The organism is uncultured Hyphomicrobium sp., from assembly GCF_902826555.1.
GTDB lineage: Bacteria > Pseudomonadota > Alphaproteobacteria > Rhizobiales > Hyphomicrobiaceae > Hyphomicrobium_C.
Window position 1 is genome coordinate 1 of sequence record NZ_CADEFI010000017.1, and the last position, 8,589, is coordinate 8,589.

Genomic DNA, 8,589 nt, shown 5'->3' on the forward strand with positions numbered 1-8,589 from the left:
CTCCGATCCCGCTTGGCACGAGAGCCGCATTCGCGAGGCGTCGCTGGTGTCGGCAGGCGGGAGCAGGTCGGCCGTCGGCGACGCAGCCTTCGTGCAGACAGCGCGTCAGTAGGCCATGCGCGAGCATGGATGGAACCTCGCGCTCGAGGTCCGCTCAGCCGCCCAGGGCAGCGATGCCCCCGGCACCGGAAACGGGTCAGTGCAGAGCCCCAAAAATCCTGCGCGGGGCGGCTCAAGCGCCGCCATAAAAAATTACTGCGGAGCTGCGCCGCCCCGTCTCCTCGTCTCCACACCTCGGGCTCAAGGGCGCCGGGCCGATTGCGCGCGGACCAGCAGCAGTCGGGTCGCCGCGCTACGTCCGTCCCGGTCCGCTGCCGCCAAGCTCGTCGAAGAGAATCGAGAAGGTCGAACCTTTGCCCACCACGCTCGAGATCCTGAGGTCGCCGCGGTGGCGGATCACGATGTGCTTGACGATGGCGAGGCCGAGCCCGGTGCCGCCTTTCTCGCGGCTCGCGGCAACGTTGGCGCGATAGAAACGCTCCGTCAGGCGCGGCAGATGCTCGGGGGCGATGCCGGGGCCGTCGTCGGCAACGGCGACGAGGGCGCGCGGTTGAGGCGGTGAGCCGTCGAGCACGCGCGAGGCTGCAATCTCGATGTGACCGTCTTGGCGGCCGTACTTGATGGCGTTGTGGACGAGGTTCTGCAGCACCTGCACGATCTCGTCGCGATCGCCGCGGATGCGGATGGCGCCGTCGCCTTTGGTCACCGCGATCTTCATCTTCGAGCCTTCGGCCAGCGGCTCCAGGGCTTGGGCGACGTAGGACGCGACCTCGTTCAGGTCGACAATGCCGCGCGGCGGCAAGTGGGCCCGTGTCTCGACCCGGCTCAGCGAGAGCATGTCATCGATGAGGCGGGTCATGCGCGTCGCCTGGCTCGACATGATGGCGAGGAAGCGCTCGCGTGCACTGGGATCGTCGCGAGCGGGGCCCTGCAGGGTTTCGACGAAACCGCGCAGCGACGCCAGCGGCGTCCTCAACTCGTGGCTGGCGTTGGCGATAAAGTCGGCGCGCATCTGGGCGAGCTTGTCCTGCTCGGTCAGGTCGCGAAAGGAGACGATCAGAAACGGAAGGCCGCGGCGGATCTCGCGCACGCCGAGGCGGGAGACGGTGGCCGAGATGCGCCGCTCGACCGGCACGCGCTCAAAGAGATCGACGACAACCTCGCCGTTGGAGGTGATGGCTTTCTCTACGGCGTTGTTGAGCTCGGGGTTGCGCGAAAGCTGGCTCAACGGCTGACCGACGCGCACTCTCGGAAAAAGCTCCTCGAGACGGGCGTTGAAATGCATGATGTTGAAGTTGTGGTCGAGCGCGACGGCGGCATCCGGGACGGCGTCCAGCAACAGGCGCCAGCTCTCGCTGTCACGCTCGGAGCCACCCTGGCCGCGCCGCGTGCGCTCGGGCTCCCTGGAGACCGGCGTGCCTTCTTCATCCGCATCGGAGGGGTCTTTGCCGGCCACGATCATGGCCATGATCAGGAAGCCCGCAGACGCCGCCCAGCCTCCGAGGCCGCCCCATACCGAGAGGCCAAGAAAAAGGGCGGCAGACCAGGCGAGCGCGCGCGCATGGGGGCGCAGCCTGCGACCCAAGGCACGAAGGGCTGCGAGAAAGCGGTCTAAGCCCGATTTTAACGCTGACAGGAATCTGGCAGGCGCCCTGGGGTCCGTCATGGGATCCCATATTGCCTCGATCTGCATGATGCCCTCAACTCTCACGGTGCACCGCGCGCAGGTGTTTTGGACGACATGGTTTGCAAGTGAGGCTCCCTTCGGCTCGATCGCCCGCGGATCAGGCTTCCTGGTAAACAACACTTGTGTGACAGTTCGTCGGGGGTAGGTGCTTGGCGGAGAACGAAGATCGATCGAGAGCGAGCATGGGCAAGGCAAAGAGCGACAAGACGGAAAAGGCCGACAAGACAGCGAAAGCGGCCGATGGCGGGGGGAGCCGGGCTTATCCGGACTTCGATCTCGACAACCCGGTGTTTCCTCCCGAGCTCGAGGAGCGGGCGTTCAAATCGGGCGGATATCCGTATGACAAGAAGATCAAACGCGAGCCGTACGAGGAACAGCTTCAGGCTCTGCAGCTCGAGCTGATCAAGCTGCAGGCCTATACCGAAACGAAGGGCGAGCGCATCGTCGTGCTCTTCGAAGGACGCGACACGTCCGGCAAGGGCGGCTGCATCTCGCGCATCCTCGAGCGAATCAATCCGCGCCATTCCCGCTCGGTCGCCCTTTCAAAGCCGACCGAGACGGAGCGCGGGCAGTGGTACTTCCAGCGTTACGTCCAGCATCTGCCGACGAAAGGCGATATGATCCTGTTCGACCGGAGCTGGTACAATCGGGCGGGCGTCGAGCGCGTGATGGGCTTTTGCACCGAGGACGAGACGGCACGCTTCCTGCGCGATGCGCCGGAGTTCGAGGCGCTGCTCGTGCGCGACAACATCCATTTTTTCAAGATCTATCTCACGGTGGGGCGCGAAATGCAGCTCAAGCGCTTCCACGAGCGCCGGCACGATCCCTTCAAGCAATGGAAGGTGACCGAGATCGATCTCGCGGCGATCGGAAAGTACGATGCCTACACGGCGGCGGAAACGGAGATGCTCCGCTTGACGCATACGGCCTCAAGTCCATGGACGGTGATCAACGCCAACGACCAGCGCCGCGCGCGTCTCGAAGCCATGCGTGTGATCCTCTCCGCACTCGACTACGACGGGAAGGACAAGGCTGCGATCGGAAGCATCGATCCCAAGCTCACGATGTCGGGCGCGGACTATCTGGCGCGGCGCACGTCTTAAAAAAATTCGGCCGCGCCGATACGGCGGCGCGGCCGTCGATTCACGTGAAAATGCGATCTACGGCAGGCGTCCGTAGCTGAACAGGCCATAGAGCCACGCGGCGGCGGCACCGAAAACCGCGGCGGCCAGAACCACCGGCCAGATGACGTTGACGTCCAGGTCGAGGAACGGCTGCTGACCGTGGAGCAGGGGCACGGCTACCAGGGCGCCGATGACGGCGGGTCCCACGATGCCGAGCAGCGCGCCGCGCAGCGTCATGGACCCGTTCGGCGGCTGGCCCAGAATCAGTCCAAAGATTGCTCCCCAGACGCCACCCCAAAGAGCGTCCGTGAGGCCCTGCGGATACCCGCTCAGCGCCGATTGGTCGGCCGACCACGGCACACGCGTTGCGAAGCCGCTGTTCAGGAGCCAGAGGCTCACCAGCTCATGCACGGTTACAAACGCGATGACCCCGGCCACGAATCCCAGCAGCAAGGCCTTGAAAAAACTTCCCATCTCGTCGTCTCCCCTTCCCTGTTGAAAATCAACGTTGCCGCCCTTTTTTGAGGCAGTATTGCCCGGTTCCTCCCGGCTTGGAAAGAGCGCACGCGGAGCGGCTCTTTCTCCTTTTGCATGCTGTTGTATAATTATTCAACCTTTGGTTGTTATTCTGGGATGCATCATAAAACGCCGTGGAGCGCGTCCCGATGCCGAGCGTGAGCGTGGAGCGGCTGCCCGTACAACTCCTCGGACTTGGCGTCCTGGGGTTCGATCATCTGCAAATCGTTTTCCGGTTCGGACCAGAGGCGCAACAAGACGATTGGTTCGTGATCGAAGGTTTGCGGGAGCAGGACGGCGCGAGCGTGCACCTTGCCGTCGAAGGTTGGCACGGGGGGACAACGCTTTCGGATGCCAACGGCGGCCTCAGCGGTGCGGAGCTCGCGGACAAGATCGGCACCAGCGCAAGCCGTGGCGCGCATGTGATCGCGTCCGGCAGCGAAGCCATCTCGATATGGGCCGAGATCGTGGCCCATGCCACCGACATCGAAGCGCAGCGGCTCCCGTATATTCCGGTGGCACTGCCAAGCTCGCCTCTGCCCACGATCAACTCCTCCTCGCTCGTCGCCTCGCTTTTGCATCACGCGGGGATCGCGGTCGCGGACGCGCTTCCCACGGGGCTACGCTTCTCGCCGGGCATGGGCACACTGATCGGCACATCGCGCGGGGATGTGCTCACAGCCGCGGACGGCTTCACAACGCTGGTTGGCGGCGGTGGCGCCGATGTCCTGATCGGCGGCAATGATCCACGCGTTGTCGACAAGCTCTACGGCGGCGCGGGCGACGACACGTTCCGCTGGTCGGGCGGATCGAACATCTACCACGGCGGACAACCGGGGCTCGCCTATGCGAAGGACGGGGTCGATACGGTCGACTATTCCGGAGCCGGCGAGATCCGCATCGAGGCGGTGCCGGCCGGCGCCGCGCATCGTCAGCCCGACTTCGTCGTCACACACGCGGGCGGCCAGGACTATCTCTTCTCGATCGAGGAAATCGTCTGGGATGGTCAGCGAGACCGCGTAGCGGTCGGACAAGGTGTCGGCCTTGTGGCGCGTCCTGAAACGTCCGACGGCGCGGATGTACACGGCAAGGCGGACAGCTTGTTCTCTGCGCATCGGGCTCCGATCCCCGTGCCCGACGATCCCTTGGCTCGAGACGAGGATCTCCACGGGATCTGGGTTTCGCGGCTGCCTGCCCTCGGGCTCCTGGATGTTCCGCTTACCGATAGCCTTCATGGGGCGCTCCCGCCGGTCGATCCTTCAGCCGGCGAATAGGCGGTGACCGACATCGTCTTCGCGTGTCATGCTCAACGCGGGAGCGGGCCTAATTTGCGAGAGCATCATGCGGTGGCTGGTGGCTGGCGTTGCCGTTTTGCCGTTCCTTGCTACGGCCGCGACCGCGTCAGAGGCATGCGCACCGGGACCTCGCTCGACACATGGCGTGGCGCATGTCATCGACGGCGAGACGTTGCTCCTCGATAACGGCCAGGAGGTGCGCTTGATCGGCGCGCTTGCACCCGGGGCCGACAGCCCTTCATCCGACACCAATGACGGGCCGCCGGCGCGGGACGCGCTCGAGGCGCTCGGTGCGCTGGTCGCGGGCCGCGCCGTCGCGCTTCCCAACGAAGGGCGGCGATACGACCGATATGGCCGCCTGTTGGTGCAGGCCTATATCGGGACCGACGCCGGCGCTGTCTGGATCCAGGAACGTCTGATCCGCGACGGTCACGCGCGCGCCTATGCTCTGCCCGGAAACGCTGCCTGCCTCGCTGCGCTGATCAACGCCGAATCCGAAGCGCGCATCGCCCGGCGCGGCTTGTGGCGCCGTGAGGACTACGGCGTGCGCTCGGCGAACGACATCGGCGGGCTGCTCGGACTCACGGGACGCTTCGCGCTCGTCGAGGGGCGCGTGGCGCAGGTCAGCCAGGCGCAGCGGACGACGTACATCAATTTCGGCATCGACTGGCGGCGCGATTTTACGGCGAGCATTGCCAGCGCCATCGTCGTGCGCAGCGACGACGGAGCCCGACGCCTTCAGGCGCTCGCCGGCAAGGCGATCCGGGTGCGCGGCTGGATCGAGCGGCGTAACGGGCCGATGATCGTGCTCGGCTCCCTCGACGAAATCGAAGTGTTGGGCGAGGCGGGCGAGATGCCGCCGAAGTGATGCGACCGAACATGCCTCGAAGAGGCGAACACGATGCTCGATCCTGCTTCGGATACGCAAAAACAAACGCCCCGCCGAGGTGGTCGGCAGGGCGTTTGGCTTTCGTTTGCGGGGTGACTACGCAGCGCGCATGTCGGCCGGATCGGGATCACCACCTTCAGCGAGGCGGCGGCCGCGTGCGCTCTTCGAGAGCACGTCCGTGATGCGCTGGACGGCGCCGCGCTCGTCGAGCTTCTCAACGGCCGCGATCTCGCGGGCCATGCGGTCGAGGGCATCCTCGTAGAGCTGACGCTCGGAGTAGGACTGCTCGGGCTGTGCCTCGGAGCGATACAGGTCGCGTACAACCTCGGCGATCGAGATGAGATCGCCGGAGTTGATCTTGGCCACATACTCCTGCGCGCGGCGGCTCCACATGGTGCGCTTGACGCGGGCGCGGCCCTTGAGCGTCTCCATCGCCTTCTTGACGATGCCGTCGTCCGCAAGCTTGCGCATACCGACACTCTCCAGCTTGCCGGTCGGCACGCGCAGCGTCAGCTTCTCCTTGTCGAAGGTGATGACAAAGAGCTCGAGCGACATGCCGGCGATCTCCTGCTCCTCGATGCCGACGATGCGGCCGACACCATGAGCCGGGTAGACGATGAACTCGTTGGTCTTGAAGCCGTGACGCTGGCTCACCGACTTCTTCTGCGCGGCCATGATCTGACGAGCGGCAGCGGTCTTCTCCGCGATCTCTTTCGGGGTCGTGGGCTGGACGGGTGCCGTCAGCTTCTGGCCGCTGGTCCTGGCGAGTGCGGCCGCGGCGCGAGCCGGCGTGACGGCAACCTGGCCGGGACGCGGAGCCGGTGCCTTGGCAGCGGGAGCCGCAGGCTTGGCAACCTGAGCCGGCTGCTTCGCGACAACAGGAGCGGCGACGGGCTTCTTTTGCTCGGGCGTCTTTGCTGCAACAGGTTTCGCAACTGGTGCCTTGGCGATGACCGCGGGCTTGACAGCGACCGGCTTCTTGGCATGACTTGCCGACGTGGCGACCGGTTTCTTCGCGCCGGCCTTGGCAGCGATCTTGGTCTTTGAAGGCCGGGCAACCGCCTTGGACGCGACGGGCTTCGACGTCCGAGCCTTCACGTGCGCCTTGTTCTTCTGAGCCATCGACTTCTCACTCTCTCGTGTCACATGCCATCCGACCCCGGATGGGCCGGTCTTACTCGTTCACTTTTGCACGCGGGCCTTGTGTCGACCCGTCTGCCGTGCAATCACACGCAAACCCGGTCCGCCGGCACGTTACTTTGCCGCCGTTCCCGGGCCTCCCCAAGCATGTCGGGTCGCTGATCCGAAATAGCTACCCGCTTACCTATTCTCGGACGATAAGTCACAGCATCTCAAACAGATGCCCCGACGACACAGCGCAGCAATCCGTCACGAACTCCATCGTGTCCGCGGCCGAAAGTGCTACGTTTGTGCTTCAAGGGTTCCTGTTCGGTTCTAAATTGTCCGAGGATTACTTGTAACACAAATTTCATGAAAATTGAAGCGCTAGCAGGAATGTAGGTGTTCTAGCGCTTAAAGAACTTGCTTAAGTCTTCAATTTGGTGCGCCGCACATATTTGTATCGGAAACTTGCCGCTAGACAGTCGATGATCAGTCGCCGGTGCCTGGCTCGGAAGAAAAATATTTATCGAACTTGCCTTGTTCGTCCTTGTACTGGTCTGCATCGGTTGGTGCCGGCTTCTTAGAAGTAATATTTGGCCATTTATCTGCATATTCCCGGTTGATCTCGAGCCAGCGCTCCAGACCAGGCTCAGTGTCGGGTTTGATGGCTTCGGCAGGGCATTCCGGCTCGCAGACCCCGCAATCGATGCACTCGTCGGGGTGGATGACCAACATATTCTCACCCTCGTAAAAACAATCGACGGGGCAGACCTCGACACAGTCCGTGTACTTGCATTTGATGCACTTATCGTTGACGACGTAGGTCATATTTCGTGTGTCCGGATCCTCGCAGGGTGAGCCCCTCGGGGTGTGCCAAAAGCGGGCCGCCATAGCAAGCCCCGCAGAGTCACAGCACGACTTTAGCCCCGATTGCTCAGCCGCTGCGCTTGAACTCGTCGATCTGACGCCGGTCGCGCTTGGTCGGCCGCCCGGCGCCGGGTGTCCGCTCGGCCCATGCCGCAGATTCCGGCCCTTGCTCGCTCGGGACGGGCGGCGGCGTGAGATCCTCGTAAAGCCGCTGCGCCTCGGCTGCAGGGCCGCGGCGCTCACCCAGCTCGGCAACCTTGAGAACCCTGATACGGCGCGTCAAGCGAGAGGTAATCACGTCGCCGACCTTGATCAGGTGACTCGCCTTCTCGGCCTTGACGCGGTTGACCTTGATCTTGCCGTCGGTCACCGCCGTTGCGGCGAGCGTGCGAGATTTGGCGACGCGGGCGAACCACAGCCATTTGTCGAGACGCTGGGACTTTTCCCCCGCTGGGAGCTTGCTCATGAAGGGTTCTTTTCGCGCGCCTGCTTAGCGAGCGCATCGCGCAAGGCGCCCAGAGACGCGAAGGGCGAGTCGGGATCGACGCTCCCCTTCTTGCTGGGCGGGGCGGCCGAACGGATCATCGGCGCCTGGCGATCCTCCTGGCGGCGGCGATCGTCGCGCGGGCGGTCGTCGCGGCGGCGTTCGCGGTGCCCGGCGTCGCGCTGATGCTGCGGGCGCGGGCCTCGCTCCTCGCCGCGCTGGCCATGATGGCGGCCGCGGCCGCGATGATCGCCACTGCGCTCACCACGCGGTGCCCCGCTCCCGGCAGCGGCTGCGGGATCGGCGGACGGCGCACCCGCCGTCGCCGGCTCGGCGCCGGGCGCCTGAGTGCTGTCGCTCTGGCCGCCGCCATTGCGATGGCGCCCTTGTCCCTGATGGCGGCGGTTGTTCCTGCCGCCTTCCCGGCGCTCGCCGCGGCTGCCCTCCTCGCGGCCCGAACGGTCTTCGCTGCGATGACGCCTCGGCCGCCAGATATCGATGACGACGGTATCGACCGTCGCAGCCTGCGGCGCGTCGGCGGACTG

The 8,589-nt window shown here is 64.8% G+C and carries 8 protein-coding genes and 1 pseudogene; 3 read left to right on the plus strand and 6 right to left on the minus strand.

Annotation, left to right across the window (positions count from 1 at the left end; all coding sequences use genetic code 11):
• Positions 1-352: 352 nt before the first annotated feature.
• Positions 353-1,645, minus strand: coding sequence for an ATP-binding protein (locus QZV93_RS09165; protein WP_295557822.1), 1,293 nt, complete (start codon positions 1,643-1,645; stop codon positions 353-355).
• 284 nt (positions 1,646-1,929) lie between these two features.
• On the opposite strand from QZV93_RS09165, the gene ppk2 reads away from it, so the two are divergent.
• Positions 1,930-2,850 carry a polyphosphate kinase 2 gene (gene ppk2, locus QZV93_RS09170; RefSeq protein WP_295557823.1) on the plus strand — a complete coding sequence of 307 codons (921 nt, stop codon included), beginning with the start codon at positions 1,930-1,932 and terminating at the stop codon, positions 2,848-2,850.
• Positions 2,851-2,907: 57 nt separating this feature from the next.
• On the opposite strand, the gene QZV93_RS09175 is transcribed toward ppk2, so the two are convergent.
• Positions 2,908-3,345, minus strand: coding sequence for a hypothetical protein (locus QZV93_RS09175; RefSeq protein ID WP_295557824.1), 438 nt, complete (start codon positions 3,343-3,345; stop codon positions 2,908-2,910).
• Between the two features lie 191 nt (positions 3,346-3,536).
• Between QZV93_RS09175 and QZV93_RS09180 the strand changes: the two genes are divergently transcribed.
• Both QZV93_RS09180 and QZV93_RS09185 read left to right on the plus strand, forming a co-directional pair.
• A complete protein-coding gene (locus QZV93_RS09180) occupies positions 3,537-4,661 on the plus strand; it encodes a hypothetical protein (protein WP_295557826.1) in 1,125 nt (374 codons plus the stop codon).
• A 67-nt stretch (positions 4,662-4,728) separates the two neighbouring features.
• Positions 4,729-5,550, plus strand: a complete 822-nt coding sequence (locus QZV93_RS09185; protein WP_295557827.1) for a thermonuclease family protein — start codon at positions 4,729-4,731, stop codon at positions 5,548-5,550.
• A 117-nt stretch (positions 5,551-5,667) separates the two neighbouring features.
• Here QZV93_RS09185 and QZV93_RS09190 read toward each other — a convergent pair whose 3' ends face one another.
• From QZV93_RS09190 to QZV93_RS09205, 4 genes and pseudogenes are all read right to left on the minus strand, one after another.
• Positions 5,668-6,693 carry a CarD family transcriptional regulator gene (locus QZV93_RS09190; RefSeq protein WP_295557828.1) on the minus strand — a complete coding sequence of 342 codons (1,026 nt, stop codon included), beginning with the start codon at positions 6,691-6,693 and terminating at the stop codon, positions 5,668-5,670.
• Positions 6,694-7,182: 489 nt separating this feature from the next.
• Entirely contained in the window at positions 7,183-7,521 is a 339-nt protein-coding gene (fdxA, locus tag QZV93_RS09195; RefSeq protein WP_295557829.1) for a ferredoxin FdxA, read from the minus strand.
• Between the two features lie 106 nt (positions 7,522-7,627).
• Positions 7,628-8,026, minus strand: a complete 399-nt coding sequence (locus tag QZV93_RS09200; RefSeq protein WP_295557830.1) for an RNA-binding S4 domain-containing protein — start codon at positions 8,024-8,026, stop codon at positions 7,628-7,630.
• Positions 8,023-8,589 (minus strand): annotated as a pseudogene (locus tag QZV93_RS09205) (helicase); the annotation flags it as partial. The gene QZV93_RS09200 and the pseudogene QZV93_RS09205, both read right to left, overlap by 4 nt.